A 15,982-nucleotide genomic window follows, 5' to 3' on the forward strand; every position below is an offset into this window, starting at 1 on the left:
GTGGATCAGCCGGTGTTGCGCATTCCGGCTGCAATGCCGTTGAGGGTGAGCAAGGCTCCCCGCAACAGTTCACTGCGGCTGTAGGTGCGGGTGTCTTCAGGGGCGCCTGGCGTTTCACTCATGGGCGGTTGCCGGTTCTGATCCCGCAGTCGCTTCAGCAGAGCAACCTGCAGGAAGCCCAGGGGAACGATGGTGCGGTTGCGCAGATCAACAGACAGCTGCAGCCCTTGATCAGCGCCCAGCAGTCTGTTTTGGCCCGTGATTTCAAGAACCAGTTTTCGGGTGAGTTCGTATTCCTTGGCGATCACCTCGAAGATCGCTTCAAAGGCCTCCCGCTGTTCCGGGTGCCCCAGGCTGTTCACGTAGTGATGGGCCAGGTCGAGATCCACCTTGGAGAGGGTCATTTCCACTTTGGAAATGAGCATCCGGAAGAACGGCCAACGTTGATGGAGACGCCGCAGCAGGTCGAGCTGTTCGGAGTCGCCGCCCACTTCTTCCGAGAGCGCCGTGCCGAAGCCAAACCAGCTCGGCAAAAGGAACCGACTCTGGGTCCAGCCGAAGACCCATGGAATGGCTCGCAGGCTGGAGAGGTCCTTGGCACCGGTTTTGCGTCGGGCTGGTCGACTGGAGATCTGCAGCTTGCTGATTTCCTCGATCGGTGTGACCTGCTGGAAAAACGCCACCAGATCAGGATTGTCGTGAACCAGAGCCCGGTAATGGTCCCGTGAGCGGGTGGCTAGGCGACTCATCAGCTGGTTCCAGCTGGGTGTCGCATCAAGCTGGTTGGTCACCAGGCTGTTCTGCACCACGGCCGTGGTGACGGTCTCCAGGTTGTAGAGCGCCAACTCGGGCAGGCTGTACTTCGAGGCCAGCACTTCGCCCTGTTCGGTGATTTTGATTCGCCCCTGCAGTGTGCCGCTGGGTTGGGCCAGGATCGCCTGATAGGCAGGCCCACCACCACGACTGACGGATCCACCGCGGCCGTGGAAGAGGCGAAGCGCCACGTCCTGACGGCTGGCGAGTTCCTGAAGGGCGATCTGGGCCTGATGAATCTCCCAGTTGCTGGAGAGGAAGCCGGAATCCTTGTTGCTGTCGGAGTAGCCCAGCATCAGCTCCTGCAGCGGCTGCTTTTGTTGCCCCGCAACGGGGAGGAGTTCGCGGTAGAGGGGCGTCTTGAACAGACCCTCCATCACCTCAGGGGCCCGTTGGAGATCTTCCACGGTTTCGAACAGCGGCACCACCAACAGGGAGGCCCGTTTGTTGGGCGGGTCTACGAGACCCGCCTCCTTGGCCAGCAGCAGGACCTCCAAGAGATCCGATGCCGTGTGGCTCATGGAGATCACGTAGGAGTTGCAGATCCGCGGACCGAACTCCTCCTGGAGGCGCTGCAGCATTCGGAACACCGCCAGCGTCTCGGCCGTCGCTGCCGACCAGTTGGCGGCAGGCGGGATCAGGGGCCGACGGGTCTGCAGTTCCTGCAGGAGCCATGCCATCCGCTCCGTCTCGTCCATGTCCCCATAGGCCTGGGGCAGTTCAAGGCTGCGGGTGAGTTCGTCGATGGCATCGCTGTGGCGGGTGCTCTCCTGACGGATGTCCAGGCTGGCCAGTGAGAACCCGAAGATGTGCACCTGGTGCAGCAGGGTGTCGAGCTGTTCGCAGCTCAGTTCGGTGCTGACGAGGCTGTTGCGCACCAACTCCAGATCACTGCGGAACTGGTCCACCGAGGTGTAGTGGAGAACTTCAGCGCCGCTCAGCCCGGCCTGGGGATCGGCCAGAGCCTCACAGGGCATCTGCCAGCCCGCTTCCGACAGTTGGTTGTTGCGGGCGAGGGTGCGCTCCAGTTTTTCGAGCACGTAGCAGAGCTTCAGCCGGTAGGGCTCTAATCGGTATCGCGCTGCTCTGCGCTCGTAGATCTCAGGGAAGCGGAGCCGATCCATCTCGAGCGACTCCAGCAGTGATGGAGCTACCTGACTCCACTGCATGGAGATGCTCAGCTGCTGCCGGAGCGACTGCACAGAACTGATGTAGAGCTCCAGCATCAGCTGTCGCTGGTAACAGGCAGTTCGCCAGGTGATCTCGGGTGTGACCGAAGGATTGCCGTCCCGATCGGACCCCACCCAAGAGCCGAAGGTGCAGAACGACGCCTGGGGCACCTGGACATCGGGGTAGTGGCGATGCAGGGCGGAGATCAGCCTTCGGCGCAGTTGCGGCATCGCGTCAAACAACACCTGCTGGAAGTAGTGCAGGGTTGAATCCACCTCGTCGATGACGGTGGGCTTGAACTGGTGGAGTTCATCGGTGCGCCACCACAGGCGGATTTCCTCCTCCAGTTGGTCGCGGCAGTCCTCCCGCAGCTGATGCGCCAGAGGGGCGTCGGATTGAAGTTGCTGGAGCAGGTTGGCCACCCGCCTCTGTTTGTGCCGCACCGTGTGCCGCACGATCTCCGTGGGGTGCGCGGTGAAGACCAGCCGGATGTCCAGTTCCCGCAGCAGTTGTTCCACCTGCGCGGGGGGAACGTTCATCCGCCGCAGCCGCTCGAACACCTCTCCAAAGGTGGCTGGATCGGTCTGGTTGGCGAGGGGCGGGGCGAAGGGATCAAAGGCGTCCCGTTGGGCCGCGTCAGCACTGGAATTGGGTCTCAGGCTGTCGAGATAGCTGTCTTCCTCGATCCGTTGCTCAAGGATGTTGATGAGCTGGAAATACAGCGAAAAGGCACGGGCGGCCGAGATGGCCTCCGAAAGGTCCATGGCCTTGATCAGCTCGACGATCGCCTCGCTCGTGCTGTCGCCATCTCGCCCTCCCATCGAGACGGGGTCGCTGAGTTGTTTGAGCCTCAGCAGGCGTTCGCTCTGCTCCGGTGGGCACTCGCTGCGCAGCACCGACTTCCAGAGGTCTTCAATCAGGTCCAGCCGGTGCTGAAGAAGCTGTCCTGCGCCGGATCCGCCACCGCTCAAGCGTGCAGTCTCTTGCTCGGAGACAGGGGTGGTGGACTCGGGCATGAAGTCTCCACGCTGCGACGAACTCGACATGATCATCCCAAACAGGCTTCCCCGGTGGAGATCCGTTCCTCCTCCTCCATCCGCTGGATAGCTTCCTGAAGCAGGTTTTCGATGGATTGCCCCTGGCCATGGGCCGCTTCCCAGCGCATGGCCTGGTTGCCATCAACAAGTAGGGAATCCAAGGGCTTCAAGCAGGCGCTGAGCTGGAGCGATTCGGCCAGGGGAGTGAGCTGATCAATCAGCTCCAGCAGCCAGTCTTTGCAGTTGATGACACGGCCGTCTTGCCAATGCCTGAGTTCAGCATTCAGGCTGGATCGGGCCACGGCAGCGTCGTTGCTGTCGGCGAGCTGGACCAGTTCAGCGGCGCTCAGCGAACTGCTGCGGAGTGGATCGAGGCTTTCGATGTTGTTTTTGAGGGCCAGCAGCCGCAGCTCCAGCAGACAGGTGATCGCCAGCAGCTGATCGGGATTGGTGACCAGATCACAGATCCTTAATTCCAATCGGTTGAGGTCGTAGGGGCGCCGCGGACCATTGGGCCGAACCGACGTCCACAGGTGACGCTCGTTGCGCATGGCACCCGTGGACAGCTGCTCCTCCACCCACTCGATGTAGTGCTGGTGATCCCTAAAGAGAGGAACTGCAGCGGGCGTGAGCGGGAATTGATGCCATCGCTGGGAGTGGTTGCTGGTGCTCTGCCCATCCAGGAAGGGAGAACTGGCACTCAGAGCAAGCAGCAGAGCCGCTTCGCAGCGCACGAGCCGCACTGCTGCAAACAACCAGTTGAGATCGGTGATCCCAAGGTTGATATGGATGCTGGCTGTCACGACTCTGGTGCCGTACAGCTGTTCAATCAGCGCGTGATAGGCGTTTTCAGGGTCTGAGCGTTCGAATCGGCTGCTGTTACCCAGGCTCATGGTGCTGCCGGGGAGAAGTGTCAGCTCTCGCTTCTGCAGCCACTGCCGCAGCGTCCGCCGGGGAGCGAGCAGCGCCTCGGGCAGTTCGGCGTAATCCCGGATCGGGTCGGTCACGTATTCGAGGTTGCGACGGTCCGGTTCCGTCACGAAGCCAGGCAGGTCCTTGGCCACGTCGGGGGCGACGCCCACGTTGGCTCCGTTGCTTCGACCGGTGAACAGTTCAACCTCGAAGCCTTTCAGCAGAAGGGGGTGCGCTGTCATCCCGGCGGATTCAGGCACGCCAGTGCTGTGAGCATTCCCCGGGCTTTGTTGAGGGTCTCCTCAAACTCCGCCGTCGGCTGTGAGTCGGCCACAACGCCCGCCCCGGCCTGCACTTTCACCCGGCATCCCCCGCCATCACGGGGTTGCACCACCATGGTGCGGATCGTGATCGCCGTGTTGAGGGCCCCGGCCAGATCAACGGATCCGTACACCCCGGAATAGGGGCCACGGGCATCGGGCTCCAGCTCGTGGATGAGTTGCATCGCCCGGATTTTCGGTGCGCCGCTGACGGTGCCGGCGGGGAATGCCGCCATCAGCAGATCCCACACGTCGTGGGCCGGGCCGAGGCGTCCTTCGACTTGGCTGACAATGTGCATCACGTGGGAGTAGCGCTCGATCACCATCAGGTCCTGCACGGCCACGCTTCCGGGCTGACAGACCCTGCCGAGGTCATTGCGGCCCAGATCCACCAGCATCACGTGCTCAGCCCTTTCCTTGGGGTCGGCCAGCAGGTCCGCTTCCAGTTCGCGGTCTTCCAGGGGCGTGGCGCCGCGGGGCCGAGTGCCGGCGATGGGGCGAAGGCTGGCGTGGATGCCATCAGCAGCGGGTTCGGCTTGAACCATCACTTCCGGACTGGAGCCAATCAGTTGCCAGTCCCCAAAGTCGAAGAACGCCATATACGGGGAAGGATTCACCATCCGCAAACTGCGGTACAGCTCCAGGGGCGATTGAGGCACCTCAGTTTCCAGGCGCTGACTTATCACCAGTTGGAACACATCGCCGGCTGCGATGTGTTCCTTGGCGGTGTCGACGGCGGCTTCGAATTCATCGCGGCTGCGGTTGGAGCGCACCGCGGGAAGCTCTTTGCTTCTCGCGTCCCAGGTGAGTGGTTTGACGGCCGGCAGAGGTGCGTCCATCCGCTGGCGCAGGGCCTCAATCCGTCCGATTGCGGTTTGCCAGGCCTGCTCCTCATCCGCTCCGTTGGAGAGGTCGCCAAAGGCGACAGCGGTGATCTGTCGTTTCACCTGATCAAAGATCAGGATTGCGTCCATCAACATCCAGATCCCATCCGGGGGATCGGCAGCGGCGCGGGGATGAACGGCGACGGTGGGTTCAATCCACTGGATGAGTTCGTAACCCCAAACGCCATAGAGCTGCCCAAGCGGAGGGAGGCCCGGCAGGTTGACGCAGGAGTACGGCGCCAGGCAGTGGCGCAGGGATTCGAATGGATTGCCGTTGAAGGTCTCTTTACGACCGTCTCGCCAGGTGCGCGTCAGACGATCGTTGCGCGCTGACGCCGTCCAGAGCGGATCGCAGGCGATCACACTCCAACGCCCCAAGGTTTCACCACCCTCGACGGACTCCAGCAGCACGCCAGGAGGCCTTCCGTCACCCACCTTGATCCAGGTGGTGAGGGGTGTTTCAAGATCTGCGGGCCAACTCTGAGCCAGAGGAATCAGGTTGGCACCACTGCAAACAGCCTGATGAAAGGCGTCGCGATCGGGACTGAACATGACCTGATCATCGCAGCCGGGACCCGGAGATCATGGCCTCCGGGCGTCGGTTTTGAGGGATCAGGCGTCGAAGGTGTTGCGGCCGCTGAACTTGATGTTGGCCGGGTTGACGTTTTGGCCAATGCGACGAGGGTTGTGGCCCACCATGGGCCGACCCTCGTTCACCTTTTCGGAGAACACACCATCCTTGGGATGCAGGAACTCGGTGTCACCACCGGGGTAGATCCGGTAGATCTTGTAGTCCTCGATCCGGGGCTTGAATTTCGTGCGCAGCTGGGTGCCGAGGGCGAGGCACTGTTCCTTGCGAGCGAAATACATCAGGTTTTCGCCTGAGTTCATCAGAGCGGCGCCACCGGTGGGCAGCTCAAAAGCCTGCTCTGTCTTGCTGGTCCAGGTGATTGCGTATTTCTCTTCAGTCTCCGCTGAATTCAGAAGGCCGCCAGTGCTGGCGATGTGCTGGGGAAGTTGACCGTTCAACGCCGTTGCTGCCATGGCTGAAAGAATCCACAAGAGCCGTTATGGCTGGAAAGTAGCACCGTCATTGGGGCCTGTTTTGAGCTCCGACAGCAAGCTTCACACCCGTCAACAAACCCATCACTCTGCGGGCGTATGCACCGGGAAAAAAACGGTGATGTCGCGGTCGCGCCTGGGCTGATAGCGGCCTCCCAGGCTGGCCATCATCTGACGGGTCGCATCCTGGCTTAACTGCAGGCTCCCAGTGCTGGGATCCCAGCTCAGGACGGTGCCCACGTCCTCGCGTTGGGGAGACGGGCCGGCCTCCGCGGCCTGGCTCCTGCCGGGATGCTCCACATGCAGCTGAAGCTTCACCCGTGGACCGGCTGCCTGGAGGTGAAGCGTGAGCTGACTGCCGGAGGGGAGCCCCCTGGTGCTGCGGTCGATCAGACCCCCCAGCATCGGTTCCAGTCGACGGGAGTCACTGAGGATCGCCGGTAGGTCGGCGCTGAGATCCAGCTCAAGGGCGATCCCGCGACGGTTCAGTTGCTCCGTCCAGCTGGGTGCAAGGGCGCTCAGCATGGCCTGCAAATCCGTGCGGGCCAGATTGGCCTCGTTGGGCTCCCGTTGCAGTTCAGCGGCATGGAAGATCAGGCCAAATCGATCGATCTGCTCGCTGCATTCCACATCGATCTGCCGCAAGCGATTCACAACGACATCAGCCAGATCCTTTCGCCGCAGCAGAGAGCGGATCAGTGTTCGGATCGTGGCCAGCGGGGTGCGCACCTCATGGGTGATCGCTTCCAGCAAATTCAGATCTCCATGGCTGGGCGCTTCCGGTGGGCGCTCAGCCTGGATGGGTTGCAGCATCAGCCCGGGGGCTGTGCCGGTGAGCCGCTCCGTCAGACGGGGCCAGAACTGTTCTGACCAGGATGCATTGCTCTGCAGGGAGCCGATCGATTCGAGCGCTTTGCGCAGCTGCTCGGCCTGCGCTGGTGACTGGTGCTCCAGCCGTCCTCCCAGCTGCACCAGCACATCACTGAGCGTGGCCGGGTCGCATCGCATCAGCAGCTGCCGCTTCTGGGGCGGCCCATGCAGGGCAAGGGCCACCTGGACCTCGGGTGTGATCACCAGCAGCAGTGGGTCATCTCCGTCGTCGGGGCCTAGGGACAAGCGTTGAAATCCCCGCAGGGAACCGGACTCATCGCTGCTGGACCGTCCCGGCAGTGCCGTTGGATGCGGACTCATTTGATCCAGTTGATCTGGAGCCCACACCCATCCCTGCAGATGTTGCAGTAATTCCGGTTCGTAGAGGGCTGGCAGGGGGGCAGCCAGCCAGATGCCGCGTTCCAGGCCTCGCTCAAGCAGGTCCTGTTGCAGGGTTTCCAGGGCCGCCCACCAAAGCCGCCGCACACCAATTTCATCGCAGCGGCCCTGGGGCACGTCCTGTGCCAGCCGTTGCCGCAGGTCGGTGAAGGAGGGGCCGGTCAACGGAGGTGCGCCAAGGAGCGACGGCTTTGCCGGACCACCGACAGGCAGAGGCCGAGCGCGATGAAGTTCACCACCATGGCTGAGCGCCCATAACTGAGGAAGGGCAGGGGGATTCCTGTGACGGGGCCCAAGCCGATGGTCATGAAGATGTTGACCACCACCTGGAACATCAGCATGGTGCCGATCCCGATCACCACGAGTGATTCGAAGTCGGTGCGGGCATTGCGTGCGATCTGGAGCAGCCGTGCCATCAACGCGGCAAAGCCAAGAACCACCAGAAGGCAGCCAATAAAGCCGGTTTCCTCACCCAGGGCGCTGAAGATGAAATCGGTGTGTTGTTCAGGGATGAAACGAAGCTTGGTCAGTTGTCCTTGAAGAAGACCTGTGCCCAAGACGCCGCCTGAACCGATGCCAACGGTGCTCTGGAGCAGGTGATAGCCCCCGCCCAATGGATCCTGACTTGGGTCGAGGAACAGCACCAAACGGTCCCGTTGATAGTCCTTCAAACCATGCATCCAGAGCCATGGCGTCACAGCAGCCATGGCGCCGTGGATGGCCAGGGTTGCTGTGGCTGCCAGACGTTTCCAGGGCAGGGAGCGGTACGCCAGAACTCCCATCAGCGGGATCCAGAGGGCCATGGCCCAGGGGAGAAGGCCTGAGAGCAGGGCTGTCACCAGCGGTGACAACAACAGAATCACCCACTCGATCGGCATCCCCGACCAATAGAGCATCGTGAGCATCAGGGCGCCGAACACAAGCGATGTGCCGAGATCAGGCTGGATGAACACCAACAGCCACGGCACTGCAATCACCCCGAGCGGGCGCATCAGATCAACCGGTCGTTCCACCGGGTGTCGCGACAGGACTGCTGCCACGAGCAGGATCGCCGCGATCTTGGCGAACTCCGATGGCTGAACATGAACCCCGCCAATGCTGATCCAGCGTTGGGCACCTAGCGCTGTGGTCCCAATCACGCGCACCGCCACCAGGCTGATCACGGTGAGGGCGTAGACGGGAACCAAAAGAGGCCGGAGACGCTGCAACGGCAGCCGTTCCAGTCCCAGCGCCAGCAGCACTCCGAAGGCCGCGGTGATCCAGTGGTGATACCAGTCGGCATAGTCCGCCTGGCGTTGGGTGCTGGCGATCAGCACCCCGGCGATGGTGATCATTCCGAGCGGAACACCCCAGAGCACCCACTCCCGGTGCGATCTGCGGCGGTCACGTCGGCTGAACATCGTCAGACGGGCTGGGTGACGGCCTTGAGCACCGCTTCAGCAAGGCCTTTGAACTCAGCGGCGCTGGCGGAGTCGCTGCGGTTGATCACGATCGGTCGTCCTGTGTCACCGCCTTCCTGCACGGGCATTTCCATGGGGATCTGAGCCAGCAGGGGTACGTCGTAATCCGCAGCGAGTTGGGCGCCGCCGCCGCTGCCAAAGAGGGCGTAGCGGCAGTCGGGACGGTCCGGAGGAATGAAGGCGCTCATGTTCTCCACCACGCCCAGAACGGGAATGCCCATCTGCCGGAACATGGCGAGCCCCCGTCGCGCATCCTGCAGCGACACCTGCTGCGGGGTGGTCACGATCACTACGCCCGCCATCGGCACTGCCTGGGCCAGGGAGAGCTGTGCATCACCGGTGCCCGGCGGCAGATCAACGATGAGAACGTCCCGCTCACCCCATTCGGCCTGATACAGGAACTGCCGAATGATGCCGTTGAGCATTGGGCCGCGCCAGATCACAGGCTGGTGATCGTCGATCAACAGACCCATCGACACCATGGCGATGCCGCAGGTCTCGATCGGGACAATCCGCTGCTGATCGCCGCTGCCTTGCACCTCAGGTGTTTGATCAGCGACGCCCAGCATGGTGGGTGCGTTCGGCCCGTAGATATCGGCGTCCAGAAGTCCGACCCGCAGGCCGTTCTGGGCGAGGGCGCAGGCCAGATTGACCGCGACGGTGCTCTTGCCGACGCCGCCCTTGCCGCTGCTCACAGCAATCACCTGGCGGACGCCGGGGATCGACTGGCGTTCCGCCGGCTGACCATGGCCGGCCTGGCCAATGCCCCCTTGGCTTGGCGGTTGGCCGATCTCGATCTGCACGTTGTCAATGCCATCGAGTGCCATCAGAGCGCCCCGTGCTTCGGCCACGATGCGGTCTCGCTGGCTTTGGGCGAAGCCTGGAAGGCTGAGGCGAAACACAGCCCGCGGCGGGGTGATGCGGATCTGTTCGATCCAGCCGAGCTCCAGGGCCGTTTTGCCACTGCCGGCATCTTTGACTTGCTGGAGGGCTTGGTTGGCCTGCTCGACCGGGGTCATCCATTTCATCAAGGCAAGCCGGATCCTAGGGGCGCCGCCCGTGACAGTCCCTGACGGATGCTTGTCCAGGCCTGGGGTGACCTGGTTAGGTTTCGATGTCTTCAGTCTCTGACACATGGTCCGCTCCCTGATTCGCCGCGTCCTTGGACGCCAGGACGTGGGTGTCAGCAAGGCTCCCCTTGAGCTGCCCCCCAGCGATTCCAGAGAGCGGGCCCGGGCGATGGTGATGGGGCTGCAGGACGAAATCTGTGCGGGCCTGGAAGCCCTCGACGGTGAAGGTCGCTTCGTTGAGGAGAGTTGGGTCAGGCCTGAAGGGGGTGGTGGGCGCTCCCGGGTGATGCGTGAGGGGCGCGTCTTTGAACAGGGCGGCGTGAATTTCTCCGAGGTTCAAGGCGAAGAACTGCCCCCGTCGATCCTCAAGCAGCGTCCTGAGGCCAAGGGGCATCCCTGGTTCGCCACCGGAACCTCGATGGTTCTGCATCCGCGCAACCCCTACATCCCGACCGTTCACCTCAATTACCGCTACTTCGAGGCTGGCCCGGTGTGGTGGTTCGGCGGCGGTGCCGACCTCACGCCCTACTACCCGTTCCTCGACGACGCCCGTCATTTCCATCGCACCCACCAGGCGGCCTGTGATTCAGTTCACCCGGATCTGCACAAGGTGTTCAAGCCCTGGTGCGATGAATACTTTTATTTGAAGCACCGTGGTGAAACCCGCGGCGTTGGCGGCATCTTTTACGACTACCAAGACGCCAACGGCACCCTCTACAAGGGCCAGGATCCCTCCGGACCTGCGGCTCAGGTGTCAGCCCGTTTGGGGGCTCGGCCGTTGAGCTGGGAGCAGCTGTTCTCCTTGGGTCAAGCCAATGGCAGAGCCTTTCTTCCCGCCTATGCCCCCATCGTGGAGAAGCGCCACCCGATGGCCTATGGCGATCGCGAAAGGGACTTTCAGCTCTATCGCCGGGGACGTTATGTGGAGTTCAACCTGGTGTGGGATCGCGGCACGATCTTCGGCCTGCAGACCAATGGACGCACGGAGTCGATCCTGATGTCTCTGCCCCCCTTGGTGCGTTGGGAGTACGGCTACACCGCCGAGGCCGGGTCAAGGGAAGCCCTGCTGACCGAACTGTTCACCAAGCCGCAGGACTGGCTCGGTGATGCCTCGCTGGATGAGCGCTGCCGCCCCCACGGAGCGATCAACTAACTGACGCCTTGAACGAGCGCGTTCACCACGCGCTCGGCCAGGCAATTCACCGTGTGCTTTCTGGAGCGTGGATCCCTCAGTTTCGTCTCGAGAGGGGGCTCCAGCATGGCGATTTCAAGAATTCCGATCCCGCGCCGCGGACCGCCAAGGCCTCCGCGGAACAGGCGTGGGTAGCGCCCAAATGCCTGGGCCAGGCTTTCATCGACGACATTCAGTTCGCGCACATTTGGGAGCACCGGAATCAGGCCGGAGCCGAAGCCATGGGGCCGGTAGGCATCGAAATGGATCTCCAGAACGTATTCACCACGCTCCGAAAAGACCTTGGCCTTCGACCAATTGGTGCTGGGGTCGTCATCGTTCGCGATGCTGATGGACGGTGGGGTGTAGGCGCGGATGTTTAAGCCACGGGCCTGGCCTTGGCTCACCACAGCGGCCTGAACTTCGCGGTTCCAGAACAGCTCATCGCGAATGCCCGGTTGCATCGGCGCTCGCTTCTGCTGATCCACGGCATATCCAGGGGTCCCTGGACTGGCAGTGCCCTGGGAGTCGGCGTGTCCTGCCATGACGACGATTGGCAGGTTGCTCTGCACAGGGCTTCTGCCAACCCAGCTCCCGGGTTTCTTTGTGCGTGGGCCGAGCAGGGGATCTGGCGTGGCGGGCTCAGGACAGGGGGCTGGCTGTTTCGGTGCTGTTTTTTTGCTGGGCTCGGCTGTGCCAAGCCAGTTGTGCTGTTCCGCAGCCTTGGTCATCGCCAGGGTTGCCAGTGACAGGCCTGCGATGGCAAGCCCTGAGGCAAAGCGACGCCGTCGCATCCAGGCCGGCAGACCCATGGTTCAGATGGGGGAGGAGAGCAGGGATCCGTCACTGGCGAGTTGCAGGGTCTCAGCCAGTTCCAGTTCGATGGCGATCAATTCGTCCCGATGAGCCCGCAGACGAATGGCGCTGCCGTCTCCCTCGGGAGCAGGAAGGAGTTGCAGTTCAAGGGCTTCTGTGCGAGCGGCCCGCCGTGTGTAAACAGCTCCCGCCAGAGGGCCGAGGCCGATCAGCAGCAGAGGCCACCAGTGCAGTTGGGGTGCCAGCTGACGCAGGACCAGGCCGAAGCAAGCGGAGCCAATGGCCGCCAGCACTGACAGCAACACCGCAAGGGGTTGGCTGGAGGCCACTTTCCCCTTGAAGCGGAGCACCTGCCGCTCAGCATCGCCGCCATCCCGGCTCCAGCCGCGCTCTTCCAGCCAAGTGCTGAGCCCGTTAAGCACGGTGATGGGGGGTTGGGGGGACATCACGTCCACCACTGTGGTTCGGTCTTTGCTGGCTGCACGCAGAAAGAAGACCAGACCAATCGCCAGCAGAACAGTCAGCAGGAGGGTGGATTGAAATCCTGCAGGCATGGCATCCCGGTGGTGTTCAACCTTTTTAAGCCTTGCGCCGGCTGAATCGCTTAGTTCAAGGCGAACCGGTGGGAGTCCAGCCAGCTGCGCCAGGGCTGCATCAGTCGCTCGGCTTCGCCGCGTGCATCGGATTCAAGGTGCAGCATGCGCCGCGGCCGTCCGCGGCTCGGGCAGCGTTGGGTGTAACTGCTGATCGAGCCCTGTTGTTCAAGGAACTCGAGGGCCTGTTGCAGCACGGTTTCAGAAAGCCGCAGTTGGGGCTCCTCTCGGATCAGTTTTTGCAGGAGTCCGGAGGGGTAGTTGTCGTCTTTGAGCAAGCACTCGAGGATCCAGCAGACAGCCAGCTCGAGATCGAGGAACTGCGGCGGCGGCTGATGGAAGTACTGCTCGATGTCTGCCAGACAGGTGCGCGAAGGCTTTCTGCGAGAGAACACAGGCGCGGGACGACTTCACCAATCAAAAGCGATCTCATTTCGAGATTCAAGAGGAGAGTCTTGAGACTTGTTGTGGAGGTGATTGGCCACACTGGCCCTATCCCTTCCTGAAGTCATGGCTGAGAAGTCGTCATCCCCAGCGGAATTCGCCGTCTTTGATCGTGACCTCGATGCAGCTTGGACGGAGCGCTATCTGCAGTCCCCGCGCCTTGCGGTTGATACCGAAGCGATGGGGCTGATCCATGGGCGTGATCGGCTTTGCCTGGTTCAGATCGCCGACGCCGAAGACCGTGTGGCCTGCGTCCGCATTGGCCTGGGCCAGACCGAGGCGCCGAATCTCAAGCGCCTGTTTGAGGCGCCCACGGTGGAGAAGGTGTTTCACTTCGCCCGTTTTGATGTGGCTGCGCTTGCCGCCGGTTTGGGGATCGACGTGAATCCCGTGTTCTGCACCAAGGTCGGCAGTCGGCTCGGCCGCACGTACACCCCCCGCCATGGCCTCAAGGATCTGGTGATGGAATTGGTGGGCGTTGAGCTGGACAAGGGCGCCCAGAGCAGTGACTGGGGCCGGGTGGACGAACTCACGGATGCCCAGCTGGCCTACGCCGCCAACGATGTGCGCTACCTGCTGCCAGCCCGTGAGCGCTTGGAGCAGATGTTGCGGCGGGAAGGGCGCTGGGATCTGGCGCAACGCTGCTTCCAGTGCGTTCCGGTGGTAGCCGAGCTGGATCGGCTGCGCTTTCACCAGATCTTTGAGCACTGAGGTTGGTGCTCAGTCTTCCAGCATGAAATTGCCGTCGCCTTCGCTGTTCTCGAGCAACGCGTCCAGCTGACGGGCGCGGTCACCGTTGTCCTTGTCGAGGGCGGCCAGCATGGATTCAGCCATGGCTCGCCGTCCCTCCAAATCGCGATGTCCTTCTCGGGCCGCGGCTTGTTCCACCTGGCGCCGGGCACTGGCGAGGCTGATGCTCAGTCGACTCGCCAACTGGGCGCAAAGTTTGACGAGGGTGGGGTCTTGAATCGCGGCCATCGCAACCAACCGAAGATCTTCAGTATCCGTTGAAGCGATCCAGGATCAGGCGTGCCAGCTGATCGCTTCCCCCTGCCGGCCCCATCCGCTGCGTGCCGATTCGTCCCAGGTGGGAGCGGAGTGCCGGGTCGGCCAGGAGGAATTCGAGCCGTCTGGTGAGCTCGGATTCATCAGAGCAGGGACGAACCGCTCCCCCTAGCAGGCGGCTCTGACGGCGGGCGAAGCCCAGCTTGAACTGCGGTCCTGGTCCCGGTAGGGACAGGGCCGGAATGCCCAGCCCCACCAATTGTTCCGTCGCCGTTCCGGCGGTGGCGATGCCGGCTTCTGCCCAGCCGGCCCATTGGTCAAAGCAACCTCGCCCGATCAGCACCAGGCAGGCTCCCTTCACCCAGCAGGCTTCGGCACCCAGTTGGTCTGAAGGCGGAAGGCTGCGTCGAAACCCCAGTTTTTCCAGGCTGTCGCTCAGTGCCTCTGCATCGGGTTGGGCGCCCACGGCCACGAGCAGTGCCATCGGCACACGGCCGGGCAGCGCCATGGCACTGCGAACCAACCGCTGCAGGTTGCGCTGGGCCTCCGGCATGCGACTTCCGCAGAGCAGGAGCACTCGGCGGCAGCGTTCCAGGGCCGATGGCAGCGGTTGGACTTGCAGGCCATCCATCATCGGATTGCCCGGCGCAAGGGCGCTCACGCCCTTGCGTTGCAAGCCTCGTGCCGTGAGCCGATCACGCATGGCCACCAGTTGACAACGGCGCGAGCGCATCAGGCGCCATTCCCAGGGATCCCACTCACTGCCTTTGAGCCGGTGGTAGTAGTCGCTTTTGGCCCGTCCGGGACCGCTCAGCCAGGTGTAGTCGCTTTTGGGAGTGCCGATGAAGCCGAAGGGGGCGCCACTGCTCCAGGCCATCAGCAGTGGCAGCAAATCACCCACGGCAACGATGGCTTGGTGCTCATGGCCAAGGCGGCGCACCAGCCGCCATTGACTCCAACTCAGGCCGGGGAGTCCAGCCCTGACGTCTGCCAGAAGACCTCTCAGACTTTGGTTGCTGAAGCCACCGCTGGGCAGGGCCGCTTCAGGCCCCAAACGTGTTAGCCATCCCTGCTGAAGGGCAGCATCAAACATCCGGCCGGCGCCCACCAGAGGAAGCACGGACAGGGGGCATCGCGGTGCGCGCCGACGGACGGCCTGCATGATCCGCAGGGTGATCAGGTCTTCGCCGTGGCCGTTGCAGAGAAATAGCAGAGGGGCAGGGGTATGGCTGATACGATCATCTGATGGGAGTGGTTTCTCCCGGTCGGCGGCATGGCCAAGTGGTAAGGCAGAGGATTGCAAATCCTTTATCCCCAGTTCGAATCTGGGTGCCGCCTTAGTTGTATTAATTTGTGGTCTTATTGTAGGTACATTTTGTACTTCCACTTACGTAATCGACTGCGTTTTATTTTCCGTGACAATTTAACCTACAATCCCTCTATGCCTTTTGGACGTCGTGGATGAATATTGATGGCTGTTGCGATTAACCTTTAAAGATATTCGACGCAAGCGCTGGAATTTAAATTTAGAAGCTTGCAATTGCTTTCCCATCGCCTCTTATTTGTGACCCTCTGGGTCTCTGGGTTAAAGCTCGTGAGGTATTGAAAATTGTTAATGGGCATGTAGTACTAGCTATGGTTCGGCTGCAACTTGTGCGAAAAAGGCCTATGAATGGTGTCATGCAAAGCATTAAAAGATCACGCATGATCCTTTAAATTGCCCAAATAAGTTCTATCCGTTGCTTAAGTCATCATCAGAATTGCTGCAAATATCAGTAATTGCAACCCTTCTGCGGTCGAACGATGGTCGGCAGGCGGACACAGTTCACATTCTTGGCATTGCTCAAAATTCATTATTTGGACAATTTCTTTTTATCTTGTCTTCGTTCTTTTTGGCTTGTCGGCTTGGGGACGAGAAAGGCTGTTATTGTCTTTCGTGCTGCAGAAGCGAGATTT

The 15,982-nt window shown here is 61.9% G+C and carries 14 protein-coding genes and 1 tRNA gene; 3 read left to right on the top strand and 12 right to left on the bottom strand.

Going from position 1 to position 15,982, the window contains the following annotated elements; genetic code table 11:
- Nucleotides 1-5 precede the first annotated feature (5 nt).
- The 7 genes from ppc to SynRS9907_RS01935 all read right to left on the bottom strand — a co-directional run bounded on the left by ppc (nt 6) and on the right by SynRS9907_RS01935 (nt 9,946).
- Nucleotides 6-3,035: a phosphoenolpyruvate carboxylase gene (ppc, locus tag SynRS9907_RS01905; RefSeq protein WP_370586618.1), complete on the bottom strand. Its 3,030-nt coding sequence runs from the start codon at nt 3,033-3,035 to the stop codon at nt 6-8.
- Nucleotides 3,032-4,174, bottom strand: a complete 1,143-nt coding sequence (gene gshA, locus SynRS9907_RS01910) for a glutamate--cysteine ligase (protein WP_188021638.1) — start codon at nt 4,172-4,174, stop codon at nt 3,032-3,034. Before gshA ends, ppc begins: the two co-directional genes overlap by 4 nt.
- Nucleotides 4,171-5,688 (bottom strand): anthranilate synthase component I family protein, encoded by a 1,518-nt coding sequence (locus SynRS9907_RS01915; protein ID WP_188021639.1) that lies wholly within the window; start codon nt 5,686-5,688, stop codon nt 4,171-4,173. The genes gshA and SynRS9907_RS01915 overlap by 4 nt, the downstream gene beginning before the upstream one ends.
- A gap of 60 nt (nt 5,689-5,748) precedes the next feature.
- The gene (locus tag SynRS9907_RS01920; RefSeq protein ID WP_011363412.1) at nt 5,749-6,180 is read right to left on the bottom strand and encodes a photosystem I reaction center subunit II PsaD; all 432 of its coding nucleotides are present in this window, start codon (nt 6,178-6,180) and stop codon (nt 5,749-5,751) included.
- Nucleotides 6,181-6,282: 102 nt separating this feature from the next.
- Entirely contained in the window at nt 6,283-7,632 is a 1,350-nt protein-coding gene (locus SynRS9907_RS01925) for a sensor histidine kinase KdpD (protein WP_188021640.1), read from the bottom strand.
- A complete protein-coding gene (gene rodA, locus SynRS9907_RS01930; RefSeq protein ID WP_115010488.1) occupies nt 7,629-8,867 on the bottom strand; it encodes a rod shape-determining protein RodA in 1,239 nt (412 codons plus the stop codon). The genes SynRS9907_RS01925 and rodA overlap by 4 nt, the downstream gene beginning before the upstream one ends.
- A 2-nt stretch (nt 8,868-8,869) precedes the next feature.
- Nucleotides 8,870-9,946, bottom strand: coding sequence for an Mrp/NBP35 family ATP-binding protein (locus SynRS9907_RS01935; RefSeq protein WP_188021641.1), 1,077 nt, complete (start codon nt 9,944-9,946; stop codon nt 8,870-8,872).
- A 115-nt stretch (nt 9,947-10,061) separates the two neighbouring features.
- Between SynRS9907_RS01935 and hemF the strand changes: the two genes are divergently transcribed.
- Nucleotides 10,062-11,150: an oxygen-dependent coproporphyrinogen oxidase gene (gene hemF / locus SynRS9907_RS01940; RefSeq protein ID WP_188021642.1), complete on the top strand. Its 1,089-nt coding sequence runs from the start codon at nt 10,062-10,064 to the stop codon at nt 11,148-11,150.
- Here hemF and SynRS9907_RS01945 read toward each other — a convergent pair.
- Genes SynRS9907_RS01945 through SynRS9907_RS01955 form a run of 3 tightly spaced genes read right to left on the bottom strand, consistent with a single transcriptional unit; the run spans nt 11,147 to nt 12,972 of the window.
- The gene (locus SynRS9907_RS01945; protein ID WP_188021643.1) at nt 11,147-11,980 is read right to left on the bottom strand and encodes an N-acetylmuramoyl-L-alanine amidase; all 834 of its coding nucleotides are present in this window, start codon (nt 11,978-11,980) and stop codon (nt 11,147-11,149) included. The two genes, hemF and SynRS9907_RS01945, sit on opposite strands and share 4 nt — an antisense overlap.
- 3 nt (nt 11,981-11,983) lie before the next feature.
- The gene (locus SynRS9907_RS01950; RefSeq protein WP_188021644.1) at nt 11,984-12,538 is read right to left on the bottom strand and encodes a cofactor assembly of complex C subunit B; all 555 of its coding nucleotides are present in this window, start codon (nt 12,536-12,538) and stop codon (nt 11,984-11,986) included.
- 50 nt (nt 12,539-12,588) lie between these two features.
- Entirely contained in the window at nt 12,589-12,972 is a 384-nt protein-coding gene (locus tag SynRS9907_RS01955; RefSeq protein ID WP_115010493.1) for a helix-turn-helix transcriptional regulator, read from the bottom strand.
- Nucleotides 12,973-13,087: 115 nt separating this feature from the next.
- On the opposite strand from SynRS9907_RS01955, the gene SynRS9907_RS01960 reads away from it, so the two are divergent.
- A complete protein-coding gene (locus SynRS9907_RS01960; protein ID WP_115160574.1) occupies nt 13,088-13,732 on the top strand; it encodes a ribonuclease D in 645 nt (214 codons plus the stop codon).
- A 9-nt stretch (nt 13,733-13,741) separates the two neighbouring features.
- On the opposite strand, the gene SynRS9907_RS01965 is transcribed toward SynRS9907_RS01960, so the two are convergent.
- On the bottom strand, nt 13,742-13,999 hold the full coding sequence (locus SynRS9907_RS01965; protein ID WP_188021645.1) for a hypothetical protein: 258 nt from the start codon (nt 13,997-13,999) through the stop codon (nt 13,742-13,744).
- 19 nt (nt 14,000-14,018) lie between these two features.
- Nucleotides 14,019-15,239 carry a lipid-A-disaccharide synthase-related protein gene (locus tag SynRS9907_RS01970; RefSeq protein ID WP_188022313.1) on the bottom strand — a complete coding sequence of 407 codons (1,221 nt, stop codon included), beginning with the start codon at nt 15,237-15,239 and terminating at the stop codon, nt 14,019-14,021.
- Between the two features lie 54 nt (nt 15,240-15,293).
- Here SynRS9907_RS01970 and SynRS9907_RS01975 point away from each other — a divergent pair.
- Nucleotides 15,294-15,364: transfer RNA gene (locus SynRS9907_RS01975), tRNA-Cys, on the top strand.
- Nucleotides 15,365-15,982: the final 618 nt, after the last annotated feature.

Origin of the sequence: Synechococcus sp. RS9907 (assembly GCF_014279615.1) — a bacterium.
GTDB lineage: Bacteria > Cyanobacteriota > Cyanobacteriia > PCC-6307 > Cyanobiaceae > Parasynechococcus.

Excerpts from the sequence above, each read along its gene's own strand:
- ppc (WP_370586618.1), bottom strand. The coding sequence starts at position 3,035 with ATGATCATGTCGAGTTCGTCGCAGCGTGGAGACTTCATGCCCGAGTCC.
- gshA (WP_188021638.1), bottom strand. The coding sequence starts at position 4,174 with ATGACAGCGCACCCCCTTCTGCTGAAAGGCTTCGAGGTTGAACTGTTC.
- SynRS9907_RS01915 (WP_188021639.1), bottom strand. The coding sequence starts at position 5,688 with ATGTTCAGTCCCGATCGCGACGCCTTTCATCAGGCTGTTTGCAGTGGT.
- SynRS9907_RS01920 (WP_011363412.1), bottom strand. The coding sequence starts at position 6,180 with ATGGCAGCAACGGCGTTGAACGGTCAACTTCCCCAGCACATCGCCAGC.
- rodA (WP_115010488.1), bottom strand. The coding sequence starts at position 8,867 with ATGTTCAGCCGACGTGACCGCCGCAGATCGCACCGGGAGTGGGTGCTC.
- SynRS9907_RS01935 (WP_188021641.1), bottom strand. The coding sequence starts at position 9,946 with ATGACCCCGGTCGAGCAGGCCAACCAAGCCCTCCAGCAAGTCAAAGAT.
- hemF (WP_188021642.1), top strand. The coding sequence starts at position 10,062 with ATGGTCCGCTCCCTGATTCGCCGCGTCCTTGGACGCCAGGACGTGGGT.
- SynRS9907_RS01945 (WP_188021643.1), bottom strand. The coding sequence starts at position 11,980 with ATGGGTCTGCCGGCCTGGATGCGACGGCGTCGCTTTGCCTCAGGGCTT.
- SynRS9907_RS01950 (WP_188021644.1), bottom strand. The coding sequence starts at position 12,538 with ATGCCTGCAGGATTTCAATCCACCCTCCTGCTGACTGTTCTGCTGGCG.
- SynRS9907_RS01960 (WP_115160574.1), top strand. The coding sequence starts at position 13,088 with ATGGCTGAGAAGTCGTCATCCCCAGCGGAATTCGCCGTCTTTGATCGT.
- SynRS9907_RS01965 (WP_188021645.1), bottom strand. The coding sequence starts at position 13,999 with ATGGCCGCGATTCAAGACCCCACCCTCGTCAAACTTTGCGCCCAGTTG.